Source organism: Bradyrhizobium liaoningense (assembly GCF_018130955.1).
Classification (GTDB): Bacteria; Pseudomonadota; Alphaproteobacteria; order Rhizobiales; family Xanthobacteraceae; genus Bradyrhizobium; species Bradyrhizobium liaoningense_C.
In genome coordinates this window covers 1-1,308 of the sequence record NZ_JAFCJM010000150.1, presented here as the reverse complement: position 1 = coordinate 1,308, position 1,308 = coordinate 1, and the positions used below count along the sequence as shown (strand labels likewise).

Sequence of the window (1,308 nt, the reverse complement as noted above, 5' to 3'; positions counted from 1 at the left end):
TGAGGTCATACGAATCAGCGATCGCTCGCTGCTTAGTGTTTTCGCGAAAAATCTTGAGCCCTGCAACTTTCGACTTTTGCAACACAATCGGCCATTACCGGAAGTGGCTCAGAGAGCTGGCCCCGCAAATTCGGACAGTAGCTTGAGTGGATTTTCTGCCTGATAGCGGCGAGGATTCTTGCTGCGAATCAGGAGCGAAGATGACGAAGAAGAGCCGCCGGACGCATTCTCCGGCATTCAAGGCGAAGGTTGCTTTGGCTGCGGTCAAAGGCGACAAGACACTGGCGGAGCTGGCGCAGCTGTTTGATGTTCATCCGAACCAGATCACGATCTGGAAAAACCAGCTCCTGGAAGGCGCCGCCGGCGTGTTTGGGCATGACAAGACATCGGCCGAGACGCCGGTCGATTTGAAGGCGTTACATGCCAAGATCGGCGAGCTGGCGTTGGAAAACGATTTTTTGTCCGGCGCGCTCACCAAGGCGGGCCTGCTGAGCGCAAAGCGATGATCGACCGCGATCATGATCTTTCTATCGTGCGCCAGGCGAAGGTCCTGAAGCTGGCTCGCAGCACGGTCTACTATGAACCTCGGCCAGTTTCGGCCGAGGACCTTGCCTTGATGCGTCGGCTCGATGAGCTGCATCTCGATTATCCCTTCGCGGGAGCGCGTATGCTGCGATCGTTGCTGCGGCGGGAGGGCGTATACGCCGGTCGCCGCCACATCGCGACGCTGATGAAGCGCATGGGGATCGAGGCGGTCTATCGTCGCCCGAACACGAGCAAGCCGGCTCCGGGTCACAAGATCTACCCGTACCTGTTGCGCGGATTGAAGATCGAGCGGCCCGACCATGCGTGGGCAATGGACATCACCTACATTCCGATGCGGCGTGGCTTCGTCTATCTCGCGGCGGTCGTCGATGTGTTCAGCCGACGGGTCCTGGCCCATCGCGTCTCGATCACAATGGAGGCGGCCTTCTGCGTCGAAGCGGTCCAGGAGGCGTTGGCGAAGCACGGCAGGCCCGAGATTTTCAACACGGATCAGGGCAGCCAGTTCACCAGCCTCGAGTTCACCGATGTGCTGCTGGACGCGAAGATCGCCATCAGCATGGACGGCAAGGGCGCCTGGCGCGACAACGTGTTTGTCGAGCGGCTCTGGCGCACGGTCAAATACGAAGAAGTATATCTCCGCGCCTACGACAGCGTGTCCGAGGCGCGAGCGTCAATTGCCAAGTATCTGGCCTTCTACAATCAGGGACGCCCTCACTCGAGCCTTGACGGGCGCACGCCCGACGAGGCTTACTTCGGCACGCA

Annotated in this window: 1 protein-coding gene; it reads left to right on the top strand. The window is 59.6% G+C overall.

The features are described from left to right. Window positions 1-200: 200 nt before the first annotated feature. Window positions 201-1,308, top strand: a protein-coding gene (locus JQ632_RS39125; RefSeq protein ID WP_212408047.1) for an IS3-like element ISRj2 family transposase whose coding sequence is annotated in 2 segments (ribosomal slippage) — window positions 201-453 and window positions 453-1,308 — 1,109 coding nt annotated over the 2 segments. Because the reading frame shifts where the segments join, the coding sequence is not laid out codon by codon here. This gene is flagged as partial in the annotation.